The 22831-nt window shown below is 73.3% G+C and carries 17 protein-coding genes; 8 read left to right on the top strand and 9 right to left on the bottom strand.

Annotated features, from left to right (window positions below; all coding sequences use genetic code 11):
- Positions 1 to 282: 282 nt before the first annotated feature.
- The gene (locus tag ACZ6JS_RS20905) at positions 283 to 1911 is read right to left on the bottom strand and encodes a cell division protein PerM (protein WP_469299772.1); all 1629 of its coding nucleotides are present in this window, start codon (positions 1909 to 1911) and stop codon (positions 283 to 285) included.
- A gap of 119 nt (positions 1912 to 2030) precedes the next feature.
- On the opposite strand from ACZ6JS_RS20905, the gene ACZ6JS_RS20900 reads away from it, so the two are divergent.
- A complete protein-coding gene (locus tag ACZ6JS_RS20900; protein WP_469299770.1) occupies positions 2031 to 3287 on the top strand; it encodes an RNA polymerase sigma factor in 1257 nt (418 codons plus the stop codon).
- 75 nt (positions 3288 to 3362) lie between these two features.
- On the opposite strand, the gene sucD is transcribed toward ACZ6JS_RS20900, so the two are convergent.
- From sucD to ACZ6JS_RS20875, 5 genes are all read right to left on the bottom strand, one after another.
- Entirely contained in the window at positions 3363 to 4253 is an 891-nt protein-coding gene (gene sucD, locus ACZ6JS_RS20895) for a succinate--CoA ligase subunit alpha (RefSeq protein ID WP_030764277.1), read from the bottom strand.
- Between the two features lie 21 nt (positions 4254 to 4274).
- The gene (gene sucC / locus ACZ6JS_RS20890) at positions 4275 to 5453 is read right to left on the bottom strand and encodes an ADP-forming succinate--CoA ligase subunit beta (protein WP_469299769.1); all 1179 of its coding nucleotides are present in this window, start codon (positions 5451 to 5453) and stop codon (positions 4275 to 4277) included.
- Between the two features lie 292 nt (positions 5454 to 5745).
- Positions 5746 to 6942 carry a VWA domain-containing protein gene (locus tag ACZ6JS_RS20885; protein WP_469299768.1) on the bottom strand — a complete coding sequence of 399 codons (1197 nt, stop codon included), beginning with the start codon at positions 6940 to 6942 and terminating at the stop codon, positions 5746 to 5748.
- Between the two features lie 43 nt (positions 6943 to 6985).
- The gene (locus tag ACZ6JS_RS20880) at positions 6986 to 9277 is read right to left on the bottom strand and encodes a DUF5682 family protein (protein ID WP_469299766.1); all 2292 of its coding nucleotides are present in this window, start codon (positions 9275 to 9277) and stop codon (positions 6986 to 6988) included.
- Complete coding sequence (locus tag ACZ6JS_RS20875) at positions 9274 to 10380, bottom strand: ATP-binding protein (RefSeq protein ID WP_469299765.1); 1107 nt, start codon at positions 10378 to 10380, stop codon at positions 9274 to 9276. The genes ACZ6JS_RS20880 and ACZ6JS_RS20875 overlap by 4 nt, the downstream gene beginning before the upstream one ends.
- Before the next feature lie 134 nt (positions 10381 to 10514).
- On the opposite strand from ACZ6JS_RS20875, the gene ACZ6JS_RS20870 reads away from it, so the two are divergent.
- Positions 10515 to 11858 (top strand): SWIM zinc finger family protein, encoded by a 1344-nt coding sequence (locus tag ACZ6JS_RS20870; RefSeq protein ID WP_469299763.1) that lies wholly within the window; start codon positions 10515 to 10517, stop codon positions 11856 to 11858.
- Between the two features lie 252 nt (positions 11859 to 12110).
- Positions 12111 to 13697: a DUF5691 domain-containing protein gene (locus tag ACZ6JS_RS20865; protein WP_469299762.1), complete on the top strand. Its 1587-nt coding sequence runs from the start codon at positions 12111 to 12113 to the stop codon at positions 13695 to 13697.
- A gap of 365 nt (positions 13698 to 14062) precedes the next feature.
- Here ACZ6JS_RS20865 and ACZ6JS_RS20860 read toward each other — a convergent pair whose 3' ends face one another.
- Positions 14063 to 14464 (bottom strand): cobalamin B12-binding domain-containing protein, encoded by a 402-nt coding sequence (locus tag ACZ6JS_RS20860; protein WP_361590982.1) that lies wholly within the window; start codon positions 14462 to 14464, stop codon positions 14063 to 14065.
- A gap of 170 nt (positions 14465 to 14634) precedes the next feature.
- On the opposite strand from ACZ6JS_RS20860, the gene ACZ6JS_RS20855 reads away from it, so the two are divergent.
- Together ACZ6JS_RS20855 and ACZ6JS_RS20850 are read left to right on the top strand one after the other, a co-directional pair.
- Positions 14635 to 15423, top strand: coding sequence for an esterase/lipase family protein (locus ACZ6JS_RS20855; protein ID WP_469299760.1), 789 nt, complete (start codon positions 14635 to 14637; stop codon positions 15421 to 15423).
- Between the two features lie 164 nt (positions 15424 to 15587).
- Positions 15588 to 17177, top strand: coding sequence for a M23 family metallopeptidase (locus tag ACZ6JS_RS20850; protein WP_469299759.1), 1590 nt, complete (start codon positions 15588 to 15590; stop codon positions 17175 to 17177).
- Positions 17178 to 17261: 84 nt separating this feature from the next.
- Here ACZ6JS_RS20850 and pcrA read toward each other — a convergent pair whose 3' ends face one another.
- Positions 17262 to 19778 (bottom strand): DNA helicase PcrA, encoded by a 2517-nt coding sequence (gene pcrA / locus ACZ6JS_RS20845; RefSeq protein ID WP_469299757.1) that lies wholly within the window; start codon positions 19776 to 19778, stop codon positions 17262 to 17264.
- A complete protein-coding gene (locus ACZ6JS_RS20840; RefSeq protein ID WP_469299755.1) occupies positions 19762 to 20109 on the bottom strand; it encodes an ArsR/SmtB family transcription factor in 348 nt (115 codons plus the stop codon). The genes pcrA and ACZ6JS_RS20840 overlap by 17 nt, the downstream gene beginning before the upstream one ends.
- A gap of 143 nt (positions 20110 to 20252) precedes the next feature.
- On the opposite strand from ACZ6JS_RS20840, the gene ACZ6JS_RS20835 reads away from it, so the two are divergent.
- From ACZ6JS_RS20835 to ACZ6JS_RS20825, 3 genes are all read left to right on the top strand, one after another.
- On the top strand, positions 20253 to 21203 hold the full coding sequence (locus ACZ6JS_RS20835; RefSeq protein WP_469299753.1) for an alpha/beta fold hydrolase: 951 nt from the start codon (positions 20253 to 20255) through the stop codon (positions 21201 to 21203).
- Positions 21204 to 21230: 27 nt separating this feature from the next.
- Entirely contained in the window at positions 21231 to 21584 is a 354-nt protein-coding gene (locus ACZ6JS_RS20830) for a hypothetical protein (protein WP_136229734.1), read from the top strand.
- 143 nt (positions 21585 to 21727) lie between these two features.
- Positions 21728 to 22774, top strand: a complete 1047-nt coding sequence (locus ACZ6JS_RS20825; RefSeq protein WP_469299750.1) for a C40 family peptidase — start codon at positions 21728 to 21730, stop codon at positions 22772 to 22774.
- The last annotated feature ends 57 nt before the right edge of the window (positions 22775 to 22831 follow it).

The following is a 22831-nucleotide window of genomic DNA, read 5'->3' as shown; positions in this document are numbered from 1 at the left end:
TGTCGGTCAAGCCCTCGTGGTCCGGCCGTGCATCACACGGCGGACGGAGGGGCTCCCGCGTACCGACCGCCTCGGGCGAACCGACTGCGCACCCGGATCCGGCCTGATCCGAAAGAAAGCCACAAGGGCTGACCCGTCCTCCCCGGCGCGCGCACGACGACGGCCACGGCGCCTGCCGCGTTGTCACACCGCCCGGAGACGCCCGGTACGAGGACGCTCCCCCGCCGTGCGACGCACCGCATCCGACGCCGCGCGCCGATCCACCGGGGATGACGGGACACCTCAGGCGGGCGGCTTCCGCCGGGCGAGCACCCGCATCCCGGCCACGGGAGGCGGCACGGGCGGAGCCGGTGGGGCCACCGGCCCCGGGCCCGGGCCCGGGCCCGGACGCAGGTCGAGCCCGGTCACCACGGTCACCGCCCGCCGCGCCCGCACCGCAGGTGCAGCCGCACCCGCCGGAACCGCCTCAACCGCCTCAACCACCTCAACCACCTCAACCACCTCAACCACCTCAACCACCGGAGGAACCGGCACCGGCACGATCTCCGGAACCAGCGTCCCCGACGCCTTCCGCATCGCCTCCCACCGCAGCTCCCGCACCCCGCTGTCGTGCCAGCCGTCGTCCACCGGAGCGTCCGCGTCCACCGCGACCGGGCCCTCCGCCGGGCGGTAGCGCCACGCGTGCACCCCCACCGCCACCGGCACGGCCAGCACCAGCGTCCACGCGAAGGCCGCCGCACCCGTGGCCCACCACACCGGCCCGAACTCGGCCAGCCGCCGTGAGCCGAGCGGTCCCGCCGACGCCGCCGCGAGCCCGGCCATCGCAAGGCCGCAGACCAGCGCGCCGAGGGCCGCCGTGAGCGCGGTCTCCCCGTACGAGACCTCGCGCGCCCGGCGTACCGCGAACCAGCCCACCGCCAGCCCGGCGACCACCGGCACTCCCACGGCGGCCCAGGTCAGCGGGGTGCCCGGCCCGGCGGCCGGGAGCGCCTCCAGCAGCGGGAAGCGGGGCAGCGCGGGCGCGCCGGCGAAGCCGAACGGGGTGGCCGTGACCTCGGCGCCGAGGGAGAAGCCGGGGCCGAGGGCGTAGGCCGCTCCCCACACCATGGCGTTCGGGATCAGGGTGAGCGCGAGCAGCAGGACCGCGAACCGGCCCGACCACACCCCGGTCAGGGACAGGAACGAGGCCTGGACCTGCGCGCCGTGCCAGGCGAGCGAGGCGCCGACGAGCAGCGCTCCGCCGCCCAGGAGCACCAGGGCGCCGCCCGCGCCCGCCCGCAGCGCAAGCGCGTACCGAGGGCGCGCCAGCCCCCTCCGTACGCCCCCGGGCAGCCAGTTCGGCAGCGGCCCGAGCGGCCGCCCCTTGGCGCCCCACACCCCGCCGGCCGCGGCCAGTACGGCAACCAGCGGGATGTGCCAGGCGGCGCTGATCGGGTCGGCCGGCATCGGGCCGCCGGCGGCGTACACCGTGGCGAGCGCCCCGACGGAGAGGTATCCGCAGAGCACGGCCGAGAACACGGCCGTCGCGGGCAGCACGTCCTCGTCCTCCTCGTCGGAGGCGCCGCCCAGCCGGGCGGCCCTCCGCATGAGCAGGACGGGCAGCGCGACGAGCAGCAGCGGTGTCACACCAACGGGTGCCGGGACACCGGAAAGCGTGTCGTACCGCAGCAGTTCGGTCCCGTGGGCGAGCAGCCACAGCCCGGCGGCGAGGTGCAGGGCCCCGCCGGGGCCGCTGTCGGGATAGGGGGAGCTGATCCACAGGACGATGACGAGCACGGCGAGGAAGCCGAGCCCGAGTCCGGCCGCCACGGCGCCGCCCACCACGCATGCGGCGGCTGCCGGCGAGCGCCGCCGCACCCCGCCTCGCGGGGCCGCCGGCAACCGGGTCCCGCGTTCGGTCACTTGGGTCACCCCGCCATGGTGCCAACGACACGCGCTATGAGCGGGTAACAGGCGAATGTCCGTGGTGTCGCCCAATATACGCTTATGTACTTTATTGCTCAGGGCTGCCGGGTTGCGGGGAGTGTGGCATGACAGGAAGCGTCGAGGGCCTGCCCGCCCCGCACGAGCGCCGAAGACTGCGCGAAGCCGCGGAGCTGACGCTCGATGAGGTCGCGGCGGCCGTGGGCGTCACCGCGGCGACGGTTCGCCACTGGGAGTCCGGACGCACGAACCCGCGCGGGCGCAAGCACGACGCGTACGCGAGGTTGCTCGGCGACCTCACCGCACTGCCGGTGGCCGCGGACGCGACCGGGCCGCGGGGCCGGAGCGACCCGGCCGACCCGGCCCTGGCGGCGGTGGCGCCCGCGGCCGGGGCCTGGACGGAGGCCGGTCCGACGCCCCCAAACGGGGCCGCGGTCACCGCCGACACCACCAGCCGCGGTCCGACAGCCCAGGACGGTGCCGCGGTCACCGCCGACACCACCACCGGCGGCAGGACCGGAGCCGCCGCCCGACCGGCCGTACGTCCCCTCCTCGGACCGGCCGATGCCTTCGACACCCTCTACGAGCGGGCCGCGCCCACCCTCGCCCTGCAGAGCTACCTGCTCACCGGCCGCCGCGCCCTCGCCCTGGAGGCCGTGGACCGGGCCTTCACCCGGGCCTGGGACCAGTGGCCCGAAGTGGCCACCGACCCGGACCCCGAAGGCTGGGTGCGCGCGATCGCCCACGAGTACGCGCTCTCCCCCTGGCACCGGTTCCGGCGCGCCCACCGCAGGCCCGACCGGCCCCCGGCCGATCCCGCCGACCGGATCCTGCTCGACGCCCTGCTCGCGCTGTCCGCCATCCACCGGCGCACCGTCCTGCTCTACGACGGCGTCGGCCTCGACCTGCCCGACACCGCCGCCGAAACGGAGGCCACGACCCTCGCCGCCGGCAACCGCATCCTGCATGCACACGCCGACCTCGCCGCCCGGATCCCCGACCTGACCGACGTACCGGTCGAGAAGCAGTCCGCGGCGCTGCGGGAGCGGCTCGTCGCGCTGCGCCCGCCGTTCACGCTCGCCCCGCGCCCGGCGGCGGCGGTCCGCGGCGGCGGCGAGCGGCGCGTCCGGCAGTGGACCCGGGCGACGCTCGGCCTGACCGCGATGATCACGGCCGCCACCGCCTACACGGCGGCGACCGCGCCCACCCGGTACGACCCGCCGCCGGCACCCGGGGTGAGCGTGACGGGGGTGCCGGCGCTCAGCGGCCCGCAGCAGCTCACCGAACGGAGCAGGCAACTCCACGACAAGCTGCGCGCGGATCCGCAGGCGGGACCGGCGCGCATCACCCCGAAGATCGAGTGAGACCGCGTACGCGAAAGGGCGTGGCCCGCACCCCGAGGGGTGCGGGCCACGCCCGTTCAGCCGTACGGCCGCTGCTTACTGAGCGGCGTTCAGGATCGCGCGAGCGAGCTCGGCGGTCTCGGTCGGCGTCTTGCCGACCTTGACGCCGGCGGCCTCGAGGGCCTCCTTCTTGGCCTGCGCGGTGCCGGAGGAGCCGGAGACGATGGCGCCGGCGTGGCCCATGGTCTTGCCCTCGGGGGCGGTGAAGCCCGCGACGTAGCCGACGACCGGCTTGGTGACGTTCTTCGCGATGAAGTCCGCCGCACGCTCCTCGGCGTCGCCGCCGATCTCGCCGATCATGACGATCAGCTCGGTCTCCGGGTCGGCCTCGAAGGCCTCCAGGGCGTCGATGTGCGTGGTGCCGATGACCGGGTCGCCACCGATGCCGACGGCGGAGGTGAAGCCGATGTCGCGCAGCTCGTACATCATCTGGTAGGTCAGCGTGCCGGACTTGGACACGAGGCCGATCTTGCCCGGCTTGGTGATGTCGCCCGGGATGATGCCGGCGTTGGACTGGCCGGGGGTGATCAGACCCGGGCAGTTCGGGCCGATGATGCGGGTCTTGTTGCCCTTGGCGGTCGCGTACGCCCAGAAGGCGGCGGAGTCGTGCACCGCGATGCCCTCGGTGATGACGACGGCCAGCGGGATCTCGGCGTCGATGGCCTCGACGACGGCGGCCTTGGCGAAGGCCGGCGGGACGAAGAGGACGGAGACGTTGGCGCCCGTCTTCTCCATCGCCTCGGCGACGGAACCGAAGACCGGGACCTCGGTGCCGTCGAAGTCGACGGTGGTGCCGGCCTTGCGCGGGTTCACGCCGCCGACGATGTTGGTGCCGTCAGCCAGCATCAGCTTGGTGTGCTTCATGCCCGTGGCACCGGTCATGCCCTGGACGATGACCTTGCTGTCCTTGTTGAGGAAGATAGCCATGTGAGTCTGTGACCTCTGCCCTTACTTCGCAGCCGCGAGCTCGGCGGCCTTGTCGGCCGCGCCGTCCATGGTGTCCACGCGCTGCACCAGCGGGTGGTTGGCGTCCGAGAGGATCTTGCGACCCAGCTCGGCGTTGTTGCCGTCGAGACGGACGACGAGCGGCTTGGTGACCGCCTCGCCCTTCTCCTCCAGCAGGGCCAGCGCCTGGACGATGCCGTTGGCGACCTCGTCGCAGGCGGTGATGCCACCGAAGACGTTGACGAAGACGGACTTGACGTCCGGGTCCCCGAGGATGATCTCGAGACCGTTGGCCATGACGGCGGCGGAGGCGCCACCGCCGATGTCCAGGAAGTTGGCGGGCTTGACGCCACCGTGGTTCTCGCCGGCGTAGGCGACGACGTCCAGGGTGCTCATGACGAGACCCGCGCCGTTGCCGATGATGCCGACCTCACCGTCGAGCTTGACGTAGTTGAGGTTCTTCGCCTTGGCGGCGGCCTCGAGCGGGTTCGCGGCGGCGTGGTCGACGAACTCCTCGTGACCCGGCTGGCGGAACTCGGCGTTCTCGTCGAGGGAGACCTTGCCGTCGAGGGCGATGACCTCGCCGGAGGCGACCTTCGCGAGCGGGTTGACCTCGACGAGGAGCGCGTCCTCGGCGATGAAGGTGTCCCACAGGGTCACGAGGACCTCGGCGACCTTCTCGGCGACCTCGGCCGGGAACTGCGCCAGCTCGACGATCTCGCGGGCCTTCTCGATGGTCACGCCCTCGTTGGCGTTCACCGGGACCTTGGCGAGCTTCTCCGGGGTCTCCTCGGCGACCTGCTCGATGTCCATGCCGCCCGCGACCGAGGCCATGGCCAGGAAGGTGCGGTTGGTGCGGTCGAGGAGGTACGAGACGTAGTACTCCTCGACGATCTCGGGAGCGGTCTCCGCGATCATCACCTTGTGGACCGTGTGGCCCTTGATGTCCATGCCCAGGATGTCCGTCGCGCGGGCGACGGCCTCGTCCGGGCTGGCGGCCAGCTTCACGCCGCCGGCCTTGCCGCGGCCGCCGACCTTCACCTGCGCCTTGACGACCGACTTGCCGCCCAGCCGCTCGGTGGCCTCGCGAGCCGCCTCAGGCGTGTCGATGACTTCACCGGCCAGCACCGGTACACCGTGCTTGGCGAAGAGGTCCCTCGCCTGGTACTCGAACAGGTCCACGCGCGTCCGTCCCTTGTCTTTTTAAAGATTCGCAGTGATTCGCGGTTTGTCTGCTATCTGCGTGGGCGTGCCGCGGAGGGCAACGTGACGGCGCTGTCACAAGGAAGGCGCACACGGTGACCGTGGACGCGGCATGTCCGTCCGGCAGGTTATCCCCGTGGGGCGTGCGACCCTAAATCGCAGATCACACCTGAGCGGTGATACCTGTCACAGAACGCCTCACGGTTGAACTGGAAATTCGTGTGATCGGCCCCTTCACACGGGCAGCCGGGACGGGCGTGTCGGAGGAACCTCAGGGGGTCGGCAGGGGCCGCTTCTCCAGCGCCGCGGCCATCACCTCCGGGAACAGGTCGGGCGTGCAGGCGAAGGCCGGCGCGCCGAGGGCGGCCAGTGCCGCGGCGTGCTCGCGGTCGTAGGCCGGGGCCCCCTCGTCGGACAGCGCCAGCAGGGTCACGAACTCGACGCCAGCCCCCTTCATCGCGGCCACGCGCTTGAGCATCTCGTTGCGAATGCCGCCCTCGTAGAGATCACTGATGAGGACGACGACCGTGTCGGCGGGCCGGGTGATCTTCGACTGGCAGTAGGCGAGGGCCCGGTTGATGTCGGTGCCGCCGCCCAGCTGGGTGCCGAAGAGGACGTCGACCGGGTCGTCGAGCTGGTCGGTCAGGTCCACCACGGCGGTGTCGAAGACGACCAAACGGGTGGCGATCGAGCGCATGGAGGCGAGGACCGCGCCGAAGACGGAGGCGTAGACGACGGAGGCCGCCATCGAACCCGACTGGTCGATGCAGAGGATCACCTCCTTCTTCACCGATTGCGCCGACCGGCCGTAGCCGATCAGCCGCTCGGGGACGACCGTGCCGTACTCGGGCAGGTAGTTCTTCAGGTTGGCCCGGATCGTGCGGTCCCAGTCGATGTCGCGGTGGCGGGGACGGCTGATCCGGGCGGAGCGGTCGAGTGCGCCGGTGAGGGTGGCCCGGGTGCGCGTCGCGAGCCGCTTCTCCAGCTGCTCGACCACCTTGCGGACGACGGCCCGCGCCGTCTCCTTCGTCGTCTCGGGCATCGCCTTGTTCAGGGAGAGCAGGGTGCCGACCAGGTGGACGTCCGGTTCGACGGCCTCCAGCATCTCCGGCTCCAGCAGGAGGGCGGAGAGGCCCAGCCGCTCGATCGCGTCGCGCTGCATCACCTGGACCACCGAGCTCGGGAAGTACGTGCGGATGTCCCCGAGCCAGCGGGCCACGTTCGGCGCGGAGCCGCCGAGCCCGGCCGACCGGGCAGACCCCGGGGCGCGGCGGGTCCCCCCTTCACCGGCTCCGCCGTACAGCGCGCCGAGCGCGGCGTCCATCGCCGCGTCCCGCCCGGTCAGCGCGTGCCCGGTGCCGTCCGCGTCTCCACCGCCGAGCACCATCCGCCACCGCCGCAGCCGCTCGCCCCCGGCGCGGTCCGCGGTGTCCTGCCCGACCGCCGCGCTCGTCTCCGTACCGATCATCCGTCCGTCCCCCTTCACTCGTCGTCTTCGTTGCACCGCGCTCTCAGGCGGCCGACACCCCGTCGGGAGACGCCAGCAGCATCCGGACCAGCTCCGTCACGGCGTCCGCCCGCTCCGGATCCAGGTCGGGGGCGAAGCCCTCGGGGGCGTCGCCCGCCGACCGCGCCGCCCCCGCGGAGGCGGCCGGGCCGCGCCGGACCAGCTCGCCCAGGGTCCGCTTCACCCCCGGCTCGTACGCCCCGAACGTCCGCCTCAGCAGCGGCAGCACGTCGGTGAAGGCCCGCTCCGGCACCCCCACCAGCCAGCTGTCGATCAGGCCCAGCAGCCGGTCGTCGTGGACCAGCAGCGTGCCGCCGCCCGAACTCCCGCCCGCGAAGCCCTCGATCCAGCCCGCCGCGTCGGCGGGCGGGGCGGCCGGGGACAGCGCGAGGCCCATCAGCCGGGCCGTCTCCCCGGCGTCCAGCCGCCCGTCGTCGAGGAGCAGGCGGGCCGCCCTGCCCCGGATGACGCCCGGCACGGTGTCCCGGTCGGACAGTGTCCCCAGCACCGCGGACCAGCGCTCCCGCAGTCCGTCGTCGGCGTCCGCCAGCAGGCCGATCGCCGTGTTCACCCCGTCCACGTGGCCGCGCAGCTCCGCCGCCGCGTCGGAGTCCAGGCCGGCCGCGCAGGCCGGCGGGAGCGCGACACATATCCGGTCGGCGAGCCCGGCCGCGACTGCGCCGAGCGCCGCAGCGTCGGTGCCCCGCACGTCCCCGTACCGCAGTGAACGGGCGAGAGCGGGCAGGGCCTTGGCGAGCCCGGCGACGTCCGTGTCCAGCGCGGCGCGGTCCGCGAGGGCCCGCAGTACGGCCGGCAGCGCCTGGGACAGCCCGGCCAGGAGGCACCGCTCGGCGAGCGCCGTGACCTCGCCCAGCTCCTCGGCGCCCACGGCGTCCGCCTCCGCCTTGGCGGTGGCCGCCGCGAGGACGGTGGTGCCCCAGATCCCGGCCTCGGCCACCCGCACGGACAGTTCCGGCTCCCAGCGCAGCCGCCAGGTCTCCCGGAAGGTGCCGGTGCTGCTGCGGGAGGCGGTCGGGGTGCCCCAGCCGATGCCGAGCAGCCGCAGCCGGTGCAGCAGCAGGGACTTCGCGGCGTCGGTGTCCTTGCGCAGGTCGAGTTCCAGCTCGCGTTCGTGCGCCTCCGCCTTGAGCCGCAGCGACCGCTGCTGCCGCGTCAGGTCCCGCTGGAGCGGCACGACGGGCGCCGCGTCCGGGACCTCGCCGAGCACGTCGCCGACGACCAGGCGGTCCTCGATGAGCGCGAGCGGTACGTCGGAGCCGTCGCACATCACCGCCCGGACCGCTTCCAGGGTCTCCGTCAGGCCGGCCAGGGGTCTACCCCGCATCGCGGCCAGGGTCTCGGCCAGCCGGACCGCCTCGATGACGTGCGCCGAGGACACCTGTCGGTCCTCCTCGCGCAGGAGGCCGGCGACCTTGGTCAGCCACCGTTCCACGGGCCGGTCACGGGCGGAGAAGAGGTGGGCGTACCAGCCGGGCGAGGTGATTCCCGCGCCGTACCCGCCGGCCCGGGCGAGCCGGCGGTGCGTCCACGGCACCCAGGTGGTCTCCACCTTGACCTTCGGCAACCCGGTCAGCAGCGCCTTGTCGGCGGCCACGGTGGTCTTCGCCCGCAGCGCCGGGACGTGCCAGGCCCCGCACACCACGGCGTACCCGTCGCCGAACTCGCGGCGGGCGGCGCGCATCCGCTGCCGCATGTACGCCTCGCGCACCAGGTCCCGGCGGTGGCCGCCGTCGCCGTACGCCTCGCGCAGGGCGCCCATGGCCTCCCCCAGGGCCTCGAACGCGCCGAGCGCCTCCTCCCCCGCGCCGCCGGTGCCCCGGTGCTCGACCACGTCCTCCCACCAGCGCTCGGGGTCGTCGTACCCGGCGGTCTCGGCGAGCACCGCGAGGGGGTCCAGCCGGACCGCGTCCGGCTCGGCGTGGTCCGTGTCCGGCTCACCGGCGGCGGCCAGGGAGTGCGCGGCGGGCAGGTCCATGAACCGGACCGGTACTCCGGCCTCCTGCGCCCAGCGGATCGCCACCCATTCCGGGGAGAAGTCGGCGAGCGGCCAGAACGCGGCCCGGCCCGGGTCGTCCGCGGCGTGCGCGAGCAGTGCCACCGGCGGCCGCATGCCGGGGTCGGCGGCCAGTTCGAGCAGTGCGTCCCCTTCGGGCGGCCCCTCGATCAGCACGGCCGCCGGGCGGGCCGCGTCCAGGGCGGAGCGGACCGCACGGGCCGATCCGGGCCCGTGGTGGCGCACGCCGAGGAGCAGTGGGCCCTGTCGGGCGGTGCTCATACCGTCACCTCCCGGCAGGCCCGGTAGAAGTCCTTCCAGCCGTCGCGCTCGCGGACCACGGCCTCCAGATACTCCTGCCAGACCACCTTGTCGGCCGCCGGGTCGCGGACGACCGCGCCGAGGATCCCCGCGGCCACGTCGCAGGGCCGCAGTACGCCGTCCCCGAAGTGGGCGGCCAGCGCCAGGCCGTTGGTGACGACGGAGATGGCCTCGGCGGTGGAGAGCGTGCCGCTGGGCGACTTCACCTTCGTCCGGCCGTCGCCGGTGACCCCGTCGCGCAGCTCCCGGAAGACGGTGACGACGCGGCGGATCTCCTCCAGTCCCTCGGGCACGGCCGGCAGGTCGAGGGAGCGTCCCATCTGGTCGACGCGGCGGGCCACGATGTCGACCTCGGCGTCCGCGGTGGCGGGAAGCGGCAGGACGACGGTGTTGAAGCGGCGGCGCAGGGCGCTGGAGAGCTCGTTGACCCCGCGGTCGCGGTCGTTGGCGGTGGCGATCAGGTTGAAGCCACGCACGGCCTGGACCTCTTCGCCGAGCTCCGGTATCGGCAGCGTCTTCTCGGACAGGACGGTGATGAGGGTGTCCTGGACGTCGGCGGGGATGCGGGTGAGCTCCTCGACACGGGCGGTCATGCCGTCGGCCATGGCCCGCATGACGGGGCTGGGGACGAGCGCCTCGCGGCTGGGGCCGTGGGCGAGGAGCCGGGCGTAGTTCCAGCCGTACCGGATGGCCTCCTCGGGGGTGCCGGCGGTGCCCTGGACGAGGAGCGTGGAGTCCCCGCTGACGGCGGCCGCCAGGTGTTCGGACACCCAGGTCTTGGCCGTGCCCGGAACACCGAGCAGGAGCAGGGCGCGGTCGGTGGCCAGGGTGGTGACCGCGACCTCGACGATGCGGCGCGGTCCCACGTACTTGGGCGTGATGACCGTGCCGTCGCCGAGCGTGCCGCCGAGCAGGTAGGTGGCGACGGCCCACGGGGAGAGCTTCCAGCGGGTCGGGCGGGGCCTGTCGTCGGCAGCCGCCAGGGCTTTCAGTTCGTGCGCGAAGGCGTCTTCGGCGTGCGGTCGCAGCGCCTCGGCGCCGATGCCGTTCTCGGGCTTGCTCATGGTCCCCCTCCAATGCTCGGCAGCCGCTCCCGGCTGCTGTTCCAACGGTGCACCACACCACTGACAACGCCCCACGCCCATGCTGTTGTTGCAGGTCAGGACGATTGTCAGAGGGGGTCTCTACGGTGGTTGTCATGACTGAGCAGGGGGTCCGCTGGACGGCGGAACAGGTACTGGCTCTGGCTCCTGACGATGCTTCACGCAAGGCGGGCGGCAGACTCGGCGGGGCGGGGCCGTGGTCACAGATCGGAGGTTCCGCTTCCGGTTCTGTGTGGGGGCTGTGCAAGGGCAGCGGCAGCAATCCGTACCGGACGGTCGTCGACCTGACGGGACCGGCCTACAAGTGCTCCTGCCCGAGCCGGAAGTTCCCGTGCAAGCACGCACTGGGACTGCTCCTGCTCTGGTCCGCCGAGGGGGTCGGCGAGCCCGGAGAGGCACCGGACTGGGCCGCCCAGTGGCTGGCGGACCGGGCGGCCGGAGCCGCCCGTCCGGCGGGCGCGGCGGCCGGCCCGGTGGACGAGGAGGGGGCCCGGCGCCGGGCCGAGCGGCGGGCGGCGCGCATCGGCGCGGGCGTCACCGAGCTGGAACAGCGGCTGGCCGACCTGCTGCGCGGCGGCCTCGCGGGCCAGGAGCACGCGGGGTACGGGGCGTGGGAGGAGACCGCCGCCCGGATGGTCGACGCCCAGGCGCCCGGACTGGCCGGGAGGGTGCGGGAGTTGGGGACGATACCCAGTTGCGGCCCCGGCTGGCCCGCCCGGATGCTGGAGGAGGCGGCGCTGCTGCACCTGCTGGACCGGGCCTGGATGGGGGTGGCGGGGCTTCCGGACCAGTTGGCGGCGACCGTGCGCAGCCGGGTGGGACTGCCGGCCTCCGGGGAGGGGGAGGCCGTACGGGACCGCTGGCTGGTGCTCGCCCAGTACGACTCGGTGTCTCCGGACGGACGGCTCACCACCCGCCGGATATGGCTGCGCGGGCTGGTGGGCGGACGGCCCGCGCTGGTGCTGGACTTCGGGCCGCCCGGGCGGCCACCGGGGCTGGCGCTGCCGGTGGGGCTGGTGCTGGAGGCGGAAATGCGCTTCCGGCCCGGGTCGGCGGGGCTGCGGGCGGACCTCGGCGAAAGGTTCGCGGCGGCCGTGCCGTGCACGGAGGTTCCGGCGGGGGTGGGCACCCGGGCGGCCCTGGAGGCCTACGGGGCGGCGCTGCGGGACGACCCGTGGCTGGAGTCCTGGCCGGTGGTGCTCGGTCCGGTGGTTCCGATACCGGGAGAGCTCGGCTGGCAGCTGGCCGACGCGGAGGGCACCTCCGCCCTGCCGGTGCCCCTCACGGGGGCGGGCAGCCGCTCCCGCGGGGGACTGTGGCAGCTGGCCTCGTTGTCGGGCGGGGGCCCGGTGACGGTCTTCGGCGAGTGCGGCCACCGGGGGTTCACCCCGCTGACGGCCTGGCAGCCGGGCTCGTCGGAGCCGGTCGCCCTGTCCTGAGCCGGGCGGCGACGACAACCACATCACAGGGGGCCTGGGGGGTCCTGTGCCGTCGCACGAGGACGGCAGGGAGAGGTGCGGCGCCGGGGGGCGCCGTACACACGCAACGACGAGAAGCCGGGGGGCTTTCATGAACGACAACCACGCCAGTTGAGCGGACCCGCAAGGGACATCGACAGCCCCGGTCCCGTGGAGGGGGCGGGACCGGGGCACTGGACACGGCCGAGGACGAGCAGCGAGGGAGGGGCACCGATGGGCGAGGGTGACGAGGGGTACGGAGAGTGGCAGGAACTGGTCGGCACCGCGCTGCTTGGCACCGACCGGCGCCGGGGCGGGGGCCCGTCCGGCTCGCCGGAGGCGCTGCTCGACGCGGCGGCCGTGCACACCGTGCGCCGCCGCGCCGGATTGCGGCCGGCGGGGGCGCGCCCCCGGCCGGAGCCCGCACCTGCGGACCCCCGGCCGGCACCGCCGGAGGCGGCGGGCCGCCGGCTCGCTCAACTGCTGGCGGGCCGTACCGGCGCCGGCAGTGGGGGCGGCGGCGGGCGGCGCGGGTCGGCTCCGGATCTTACGGAGCTGCTCCCGCAGTGGCTGGCCGCGGCCGGACGGCACGGCTACCGCGCGCCCGCCGCGCTCGTACCGGCCCTGTTGGACGCCGCGCGGGCCCGTACGGACCTGCGCCCGCAGGCACTGGCCCTGGCGGGGACGCGGGGGCTGTGGCTGGCGCGGATGAATCCGGACTGGCGGTTCGCCCTGCGCGGCGGGGCGGGCGGCGGGCAACTGCCGGACGTGGGCGATCCGTCCGCGGTGGAACGGCTGTGGGAGGAGGGACTGTTCGCGGAGCGCGTGGCACTGCTCGGCGCCGTCCGGGCCCACGAGCCGGCGGCCGCCCCGCGGCTGCTGGCGACGACCTGGGCGAGCGAACGGGCCGAGGACCGGCTGATGTTCCTCGACTCACTGAGGGCGGGGCTGTCCCTGGCGGACGAGTCCTTCCTCGAAGCGGCACTGGGCGATCGCAGCCGCAACGTCCGTGCGACGGCCGCCGAACTGCTGTCGGCGCTGCCGCAGTCGGCGCTGGCGGGTCGGATGGCCGAGCGCGCGGTGGCCTGTGTGGGACCGGAGGGGGTGACGCCGCCGGCCGAGTGCGACGCGGGGATGCTCCGTGACGGCGTGGTCAAGCGGCCGCCCGCCGGACGCGGGGAGCGGGCCTGGTGGCTCGGCCAGTTGGTGGAGGCCGCGCCGCTGTCGTGCTGGCGGGAGCGGTTCGGGGGCCTGGGTCCGGCGGAGATAGTGGCGCTGCCGGTGACCGCGGCCGAGGACTGGACGGAGGAACTGCACGCGGCGTGGTGCCGGGCGGCGGTGCGCCAGCGGGACCCGGAATGGTCGAGGGCCCTGCTCGGCCCGGCGTCGGCGCCGCCCGCGGCGGGGCCGGGCACGGCCTCTCTCGCGGAGCGGGCGAAACTCCTGGAGACCTTGCCCGACGGGGAGCGGGCCGAGTGGGTCGCGGAGTTCGTCCGGGCGCACGGCCTGTCCGAGGCCTTCCAGCTGCTCGGGGTGTGCGTGGTGCCGTGGGCGGGCGCGCTGGGCCGTGCCGTGGTGGACGCGCTGGACATCGCCCGGGAGGCCGGCAGCTACCCGTGGAGCTTCAGCGGGGTGATGGGCCTGGCCGAGCGCTGCCTCGATCCCGCCGAAGCCGGCCGGCTCGAGGCGCTGACGGCGGCCGCGGAGGACCCGCCGGACGCGTCGCCGGGCGCCGCCGCCTACTGGGCCGAGGCCTTCCAGCGGCTGGTGGCCACGCTTCGGCTGCGCGCGGCGATGCTGTCGGAACTCGCTCCGGCCTGACCCCTGCGGGGCGCTCGGCCGAGATCCGGATCCGGGGGCACACCCCCGGATCCCGGCCCCGCACAGGGCCGGGCGGGCCGGCGGATACGGGGGCGTCCCGCCGAGCGGACCGGACTCGGGGAATCATCCGGCGACTGCCTGCAATGCCCCGCGGGGCTGCCGCCGCGCGCCTGCCGGTCACGGAACGGCCACTGCCGCAAGACGGGCCGGCGGATACGGGGGCGGCCCCGCCGAGCGGACCCGGACCCGGGGAATCCTCGGGACGGCCGCTGCCGGAAGACGTGCCGGCGGGGCCCGCCGCCTGTGCGGGGCGGGCCGGGGGGGTGCGCTCCCGCGCGGCGGCCCTGCCGCCGACCCGCCGGAGGCTACTGGCGGACGTGGGCGTTGACCCAGTCCACGATGGCGGTCGTCGTCGCGCCCGGGGTGAAGATCTCGGCCACGCCCTTCTCCTTCAGGGGGGCGATGTCGTCCTCCGGGATGATGCCGCCGCCGAAGACCTTGATGTCCTCGGCGTCGCGCTCCTTGAGGAGCTCCAGCACGCGCACGAAGAGCGTGTTGTGGGCGCCCGAGAGGATCGACAGCCCGATCGCGTCGGCGTCCTCCTGGATCGCGGTGTCCACGATCTGCTCAGGGGTCTGGTGGAGGCCTGTGTAGATGACCTCCATGCCCGCGTCCCGCAGCGCCCGCGCGATCACCTTGGCCCCGCGGTCGTGGCCGTCGAGACCCGGCTTGGCCACCACCACACGGATCGGACCGGTCACACCCATCGCACTGCCTCCCGAGTGAACGAACGTTAAGTACAGCATCGCGCACGCCGCCGTTTCGCGGTCAAGCACGAGGGGGAAATCACACGTGGGACGGCATTGCGCCACCGTGCCGCCAGCCGCACGGCACGGTGGCGCGACGGCGGCCGCCCCAGGAGAACAGGAGGCCGTCGATGGGACTGTCCTTACCCGTATCCGTGCCCATCCCCTTCTCCGGCGCCGCGCTGCGGGCCGGCGCACTCGAGGTCGTCGTGCTCGGCGGGCACCTCCTGCTGTACCCCACCGGGGTGTGCCAGGAGAAAATCGTCCGCGTCCGGGCCACGACACGCCCGCCCGTCCTGCTGCTCCACGGTTTCACCGACAACCGCTCCGTCTTCGTCCTGCTGCGCCGCGCCCTCGGAGCCGGCGGCCTGCGGCACGTGGAGGCGTTCAACTACTCCCCCCTCGCCCTCGACCTGCGCGTCATCGCCGGCCACCTCGCCCGCCGCGTCGAGGAACTGTGCGAGCGCACCGGGCAGGAGCAGGTGGACATCGTCGGGCACAGCCTGGGCGGCCTGGTCGGCAGGTACTACGTCCAGCGCCTCGGCGGCGACACGCGCGTGCGCACCCTGGTCACGCTCGGCACCCCTCATTCCGGCACGCGGGTCGCCCCCTTCCTGGACGCGCACCCCTTGGTGCGGCAGATGCGACCGGGCTCCGAGGTGCTGGCCGAGCTCGCCGCGCCCGCGCCGGGCTGCGCGAGCCGGTGCGTGGCGTTCTGGAGCGAGTTCGACACGCTGATGACCCCGGTCGGGAGCGCCCGGATCGAACATCCGGACCTGCATGTGGAGAACGTGCAGGTCACGGGTATCGGACACCTCGCCCTCCCGGCACACCCGACGGTCATCGCGGCGGTCGGCCGCGCTCTCGACGGTCCCGCCCCGGCCGTCGTGACGGGCCCGGACGCCGCTTCCGTCGCCTGACCGCTCGGCGACCAAGAGTCGAACACATTTCGAACTCAAGGCCAAGGCTGCGTCTTTCGGCGACCGAAAGACGGCCGAATGCCCGGTTCCGCTGATCTGGGGACCCGGCGAAGATTGTCGATGCGAGTAACCGCCGGGTACAGTCACGCCACTGCTCTCCTCCGGTGAACTTCGAGTTCCCGGCCACCCAGGCCCCCACTGCCGAGGCGAAAGAGAAGTTGGTGAACGACCGCCCCCCGTCGGGCCAGTACCCGGATGCCGGGTACGACGGCCTTTCCACCACCGCTTTCGCTGGTGACTCGCCCTACGTTTCCTACGAAACGCAGGGTCAAGGGGTCAACTACGCCGCCTACGCCTCCTATGAGACCGGCGCGTACGACACCACCGCGTGGACCTCCCAGGACCCTTACCTGTCGACGATCCCCTCGCAGTCCGCACCCGAGGACGCCACCGGGAGCTGGGACGCGAACGCATGGAACGCGGCGGGCGCGGGTGCGGGTGCGGACTACTCCGGCTACACCGCCTACCCGACGGCCTCCTTCGGCTACGACACCTCCGCCGAGCAGACCGGCCACTGGGCGATGCCCGGCTTCGGCACCACCGGCACCGAGACCGGCGCCTACGACGCGACCGCCTGGAACACTGTCACGCAGACTCCGGCGCAGCCCGAGGCCGATTACGCGTACGACTACCAGCCCGCGCAGCAGGACTACGCGTACGGCACGACCACCCTCGGCACCGCCGGCTACGTCCACGAGTCCCAGGCCGACGCGACCGAGCCGGAGACCGGGGCCGACACGTACAGCGAGACCGCCGTCTTCGAGGTGCTCTCCGACCAGGCGCCCGAGGCCGCCGAGGCGTACGAGCTGCCCGAGGTCCATGAGCTGCACGGCGTGCACGAGATGCCCACCCAGGCCATGCCGGTGACCTTGGCGCCGCGCTCCGCGCGCCGGACCGCCGCCAAGGGCACTGCGAAGGGCACCGCCAAGGCGACGGGCGCCAAGGCGACCGGTGGCCGCAGGCGGACCCCGGCGAAGCGTTCCGCCCTGCTGACCGTCGCGGTTCCCTCCGCCTGCGTCATGGGTGTCGCGGGCGTCGCGGCCGCCTCCGTCGGCGGACTCACCGGCACGGAGAAGCCCGGCGAGGACACCACCACGATGGCCGCGCCCGACCCGGCCTCGGTGAAGCCGGTCGCCGCGAACACCAAGCTCGACACCCAACTGGCCGCGCTCAGCGCCGACGCCGGCGACTTCGCGGACCGTGCGAGCCGCACGCAGGAGCGCATCGACCTGCGCGAGCGCCAGGAAGAGGAAAAGAAGAAGAAGGCCGAGGAAGCCGCCGCCAAGGAGGCCGCCCGCCCGAAGTTCGCGGTCCCCGTCGCACAGCACGGCCTCAGCGCCAGCTTCGGCCAGGCAGGCGGCATGTGGATGTCGGTGCACACCGGCATCGACTTCCCGGTCTCCTACGGCACCCCGGTCATGGCCGCCACCGACGGCACGGTGCGCACGCAGTACAACAGCGCCTACGGGAACATGGCCATAGTGACCGCGCCCGACGGGACCGAGACCTGGTACTGCCACCTCAGCTCCACCAAGATCCGCGGCGGCAAGGTCAAGGCGGGCGATGTCATCGCCTACTCGGGCAACTCCGGCAACTCCACCGGCCCGCACCTGCACTTCGAGGTCCGGCCCGGCGGAGGCTCCGCGATCGACCCCCTGGCCTGGCTGCGCAGCAAGGGCCTGGACCCGAGGTAGGCGCCTCGGTACGACCGGTTCCACGGGTGCCCGGCAGCGTTCTCGCTGCCGGGCATCTGTGCGTGCAGGCGGCCCGGCCGGACGTCAGAGTTTCTGCACCGGCGCGTAACGCAGCAGCAGCCGCTTGGGCTTGTCGTCTCCGAAGTCGATGGTGGCCTGCGCGTCCGCGCCCGCTCCCTTGACCTCCATGACGGTGCCGAGCCCGAACTGGTCGTGCGTGACCCGGTCCCCGACCACCAGCGCGATGACGGGCTTGTCCGCTGCCCGGCGCGTCGCGAACCCGGACGGGCCCGACTTCGTACGCGACGAGGACAGGAAGGCCTCGGGCGAGGTGCCGAAGGAGGACCGTGCGCCGCCCGGGCCCGAGCCGTAGCCCGAACTGCGCATCGGGCCGGCCGGCTTCTGGGCCGCCCCCGTGCGCTTCCACTGCAGGTACTGGTCCGGGATCTCCTCCAGGAACCGCGACGGCGGGTTGTACGACGGGGTGCCCCACGCGCTGCGCATGCTCGAGCGGGTCAGGTACAGCCGCTCGCGTGCACGCGTGATGCCGACGTAGGCGAGGCGGCGCTCCTCCTCCAGTTCCTTGGTCTGGCCCAGCGCGCGCATGTGCGGGAAGACCCCGTCCTCCATGCCGGTCAGGAAGACCACCGGGAACTCGAGGCCCTTGGCGGTGTGGAGGGTCATGAGGGTGATGACGCCGGAGCCGTCCTCGTCCTCGTCGGGGATCTGGTCGGAGTCGGCGACAAGGGCGACCTGTTCCAGGAACTCGGCGAGCGTGCCGGGACCGGCCGGCGCCGTACCCTCCGGCGCCTCGGCGGCCGCGGCCTCGCGCGCCTGCTCGAACTCCAGCGCGACGGCGGCCAGTTCCTGGAGGTTCTCGATCCGTGTCTCGTCCTGCGGGTCGGTCGACGCCTGGAGTTCGGCGAGGTAGCCGGTGCGCTCCAGGACGGCCTCCAGCACCACCGCCGGCCCGGCGCCCGAGTCGACGATCGTACGGAGCTCTTCCATCAGTGTGTTGAACCGCTTCACCGCGTTGGTGGAGCGGGCCGCCATGCCGAAGGCCTCGTCGACGCGCCGCAGCGCCTGCGGGAAGGTGATCTTCTCGCGCAGGGCGAGCGCGTCGATCATGGCCTCGGCGCGCTCGCCGATGCCGCGCTTGGGTACGTTCAGGATGCGGCGCAGCGGGACGTTGTCCTCCGGGTTCGCGAGGACGCGCAGGTACGCGAGGACGTCACGGACCTCCTTGCGCTCGTAGAAGCGGACGCCGCCGACGACCTTGTAGGGCAGGCCGACCCGGATGAAGATCTCCTCGAACACGCGCGACTGGGCGTTGGTGCGGTAGAAGATCGCGACGTCGCCGGCCTTGGCGTCCCCGGCGTCGGTGAGCCGGTCGATCTCGTCGGCGACGAACTGCGCCTCGTCGTGCTCGGTGTCCGCGACGTAGCCGGTGATGACCGTTCCGGTGCCGGCCTCGGTCCACAGGTTCTTGGCGCGGCGGTTCTCGTTGCGCTCGATGACGGCGTTGGCCGCGGAGAGGATCGTCTGCGTGGAGCGGTAGTTCTGCTCGAGCAGGATCGTCGTCGCGTCCTTGTAGTCCTCCTCGAACTGGAGGATGTTGCGGATCGTCGCGCCACGGAAGGCGTAGATCGACTGGTCGGCGTCACCGACCACGCACAGCTCGGCCGGCGGCAGGTCCGGGTAGCCGGTGCCGACCAGCTCGCGCACGAGCGTGTACTGCGCGTGGTTGGTGTCCTGGTACTCGTCGACCAGGACGTGCCGGAAGCGGCGCCGGTAGTGCTCGGCGACGTCCGGGAAGGCCTGGAGCAGGTGCACCGTGGTCATGATGATGTCGTCGAAGTCGAGGGCGTTGGCCTCGCGCAGCCGCGCCTGGTACATCACGTACGCCTGCGCAAGGGTCTTCTCGAATCCGTCGGCGGCCTGATCGGCGAAGGCCTCTTCGTCGATGAGCTCGTTCTTCAGGTTCGAGATCTTGGCATTGAAGGACTTCGGCGGGAACTTCTTCGGGTCCAGGTCGAGGTCACGGCAGACGAGCGCCATGAGGCGCTTCGAGTCGGCCGCGTCGTAGATCGAGAACGAGGACGTGAAGCCCAGCCGCTTGGACTCGCGGCGCAGTATGCGCACGCACGCGCTGTGGAAGGTGGAGACCCACATGGCGTTCGCGCGCGGGCCGACGAGACCCTCGACGCGCTCCTTCATCTCGCCGGCGGCCTTGTTGGTGAAGGTGATCGCCAGGATCTGGCCGGGGTGGACGTTGCGGGCGGCCAGCAGGTGGCCGATGCGGTGCGTGAGCACCCTGGTCTTGCCGGAGCCGGCGCCGGCCACGATGAGCAGGGGGGAGCCCGCGTGCACCACGGCGGCGGCCTGCTGCTCGTTCAGGCCGTCGAGGAGCGTCGCCGGGTCGATGACGGGCTTGGGGGCGCCGTCCCGGTAGTACGCGTCCCCGGTCATGGGCACGTCGAAGTGACCCCCGAAGAGGTCGTCCGCACCCGACTCCGGGGCGGGGTGCTCCTCGGGCGGCGGCGGGACCTCGTCGGAGGGGGTGAGGTCCGCCAGGAAGCTGTCGTCAAAGAGGCTGCTCATCGCATTCCGAGTCTAGGGGGCGGGACCGACACGCCAGCACGAGTTCCAGCAGACCGGGGAAGCGGAGCTCCAGGTCGTCGCGGCGCAGCGCGAGGTAGAGCTTGCGGCCCTGGGGGCGCTGGCAGATGACTCCGCTCTCGCGCAGCGTCCTGAGGTGGTGCGTGACGCTCGACCGGGGCAGGTCGGGCACGACCTCGCCGCAGAAGGCCTCCTCGCCGGAGGCGAGCCTGCGGACGATCTCCAGCCGGACGGGATGTCCGAGCGCCGCCAGGACGTCGACGAGCTCGAGGCGGTCGGCGGCGGGGTGGCTCAGGTCGGCGGCGGCAGGCATGCCCCCACTGTACGCAGTTCTCGTACGGACATTGCCAGACCGTTCGAAGATCTCGTACAGTCCGACCGTACGAGATGTTCGTACGGTCATCGGTGGCGGCCGCCGTGCCCTGCCCCGCGACCGCGCCCTGCGAGAGGACCCCCATGCCCCGCGAAGCCCTCACACACGACGCCCGCCTCGGCGACGCCCCCACCGACCCCGCCCGCCTCGACGACGCCCTGCTCGACGACGCCTCCCTCGCCGCGTCCCTCGACGGCGGTTTCACCAGCCACCACGCCGAGGTCAACGGCACGCGTCTGCACTACGTCGAAGGCGGCAGCGGCGACCCCCTCGTCCTCCTCGGCGGCTGGCCGCAGACCTGGTGGCAGTGGCACAAGGTGCTGCCGGAGCTGGCCCGCCGCCACCGGGTGATCGCCGTGGACCTGCGCGGCATGGGCGGTTCGGCCAAGCCCGCCGCCGGCTACGACAAGAAGACGATGGCCGCGGACGTCCACGCCCTCCTCGGCCACCTCTCCGTCGAGCGGGCCCACTTCGCCGGCCACGACATCGGCGCGATGGTCGCCTACGCCCACGCCGCCAACCACCCCGGGGCCACCGGCCGGGTCGCCCTTCTCGACGTCTCGCACCCCGACGGGCACTGGGCCCGGATGCCGCTGCTGCCCCGGCCCGACGGCCGGCACCTGTGGTGGTTCGCCTTCAACCAGGTGGAGGGCCTGCCCGAGCAGCTGCTCGCCGGCCGCTACCGCCTCCTGCTGGACTGGCTGTTCGACAACGCGGCCCACGACCCCGCGGCCGTCGACGCCCGCTCCCGCGCCGTCTACGCCCGCGCCTACGACTCCCCGGACGCGATCCGGGCCGGAAACGCCTGGTACCGCGCCTTCGGCCAGGACATCGCAGACCTCGCCGGATACGCACCCGTGGGCACCCCGCTGCTCGCGCTCGGCGGCGAGTACAGCAATTACGAGCCGCTGGTCGCCGCCGTCCCGGCCCTCGGCACGGACACCCGGGTGGTACGCGTCGACGGCAGCGGCCACTACCTCCCGGAGGAGCGGCCGCAGGCCGTCGTCGACGAGCTGACCCGCTTCTTCGGCTGAGCGTCCGCCCCCGTACGCTCGACTGCCATGGACGTACTCATCAGTGTCTTCGTCGGCCTGCACATCATCGGGATCGCCGCACTCCTCGGCGGCTTCCTGACCCAGATGAAGGCGATGAGCGCGGGCACCGCCCGCTTCACGCCCGCCATGCTGCACGGCGCGCTCACCATGCTCGTCACCGGCGTGCTCCTCGTCGGCTTCAACGAGATGGACGGCACGCCCGTCAACAACATCAAGGTCGGCGTGAAGCTGGCCCTCCTCTTCGTGATCCTCGCGCTGGTCTACGTCAAGCGCGACGAGGAGCAGGTGGACAAGGCGCTGTTCGGCGCGGTCGGAGGACTGACCGTGATCAACATCTTCATCGCCCTTCTCTGGCACTGACCCACACCGGAGCGATCCACTCCGGTCCTGTGCGGCCAGCTCCGATCGCATCGGGGCACTTGCGATCATCCCGTCATCCGCCCGTGACCTCCGGGTCTAGCGTCCTCCTCCAAGCACCGGCAGAGGAAGGACGTGAGGCCCGCGTGGCCAGTCATCGAAAGCCCAGGCAGCGCTCGCTCTCCGGCGGCCCGGTACGGACCGCCGCCACCATCGCCCTCGCGGGCGCTGCCACCGCCACCGTCTTCGAAAGCACCTCCCAGGCCGACCCCCGGCCCACCCCCGCCCAGATCAAGACGGAGGTGGACCGCCTCTACGAGGAGGCCGAGGCTGCGACCGAGCGGTACAACGGGGCGAAGGAGCAGGCCGACGAGGCCGAAAGGGCACTGACCGGCCTGCGCGACGAGGCCGCCCGCAAGGCCGACCAGCTCAACACCGCCCGCAGCGCGCTCGGGACGCTCGCCGCCTCCCAGTACCGCAGTGGTTCGCTGGGCACAGCCGTACAGCTCGCCCTGTCGGACGATCCGCAGGAGTACCTCGCGCAGGCCTCCTTCCTCTCCCGCGCCGGGGACCGCAACGCCGCCGGGATCACCACCGTCCGCCGCAGGCTGGACGAGGTCTCGAAGCTGCGGGAGCAGGCCTCGGGCCGCCTCACCGACCTCCGCGCCCGGCGGGACGAACTCGCCGCCCACAAGGCGGAGGCAGAGGGGAAGCTCGCCGCCGCCAAGCGCCTGCTGGTCAAGCTCACGGCCGAGGAGCGGGCCGCCTACGAGGCCCAGGCGCCCGGCGCCGCCGCCGCGCCCTCCGGCCCGGTCACCGCCGCGCCCCCGCCGGCCGCCGACGGCTCCCGCGCGGCCCGCGCCGTGGCCTTCGCGTACGGGTCGATCGGCAAGCCGTACGTGTGGGGCGCGACGGGGCCAGGCTCCTTCGACTGCTCAGGGCTGACCCAGGCGGCCTGGCGCTCGGCCGGGGTGTCGCTGCCCCGCACGACCTACACCCAGATCAACGCCGGCCGGCGGGTGGCCCGCGACCAGCTGACCCCCGGCGACCTGGTGTTCTTCTACTCCGGGATCACGCACGTCGGCCTCTACGTCGGCAACGGCCAGATGATCCACGCCCCGCGCCCGGGATCGACGGTCCGGCTGGCGCCGATCGACTCGATGCCCTGGGCCGGCGCCTCCCGCCCGGCGTGAGGTCCCGCCCGGCGTGAGGTCCCGGTCGCCCCGCTCGAGGTCCCGGCCGGCGTGAGG

It is taken from the genome of Streptomyces sp. NPDC046349, assembly GCF_055587885.1.
The sequence above is the reverse complement of the archived record's forward strand: the minus strand, read 5'-3'. Positions and strand labels throughout refer to the sequence as shown.